Genomic DNA, 435 nt, shown 5'->3' on the forward strand with positions numbered 1-435 from the left:
TTTGTCTCTGGGCCTGTGAAAGCATGCTTCGATGAAAGCTAACAAACTGGTCTTGGTTATTGTACTTATATAAATGATTATCCTGAGATATTAACAGTGCCTTCCGTCCATCTGTTGACAAGTGAGGCTCTTCTGCTCGGACTTTAATATAATGCCTCAGACAGGGCATTTCCATATGGTATATCCCATCACGATTAGGCTCTTTGGCTGTCACGAATCCTTGAGAGGCAAAGAAGGCCTGATATTCTTGAAAGCATTCCAGGTAGAGCTCATCATAGTTAGACTTTGCGGCAGCTTTCATCGCTCGATGCAGAAGCTGGCGACCAAAGGACTTTCTTCTGCAGGAAGGGTGAATATATAGCTTATGGATATGGGCAGAGCTAGCGTCGTTATGCTTAACGACAACGTAGCCAATAATGTTATCACTGGCGACAA

Annotated in this window: 1 protein-coding gene; it reads right to left on the reverse strand. The window is 43.9% G+C overall.

Translation table 11 applies throughout. The annotated features are described in order from the left end of the window. A partial coding sequence (locus A3756_RS06480) for a GNAT family N-acetyltransferase (RefSeq protein WP_156490325.1) occupies nucleotides 1-435 on the reverse strand: 435 nt, incomplete at both ends.

Source organism: Oleiphilus sp. HI0086, from assembly GCF_001635225.1.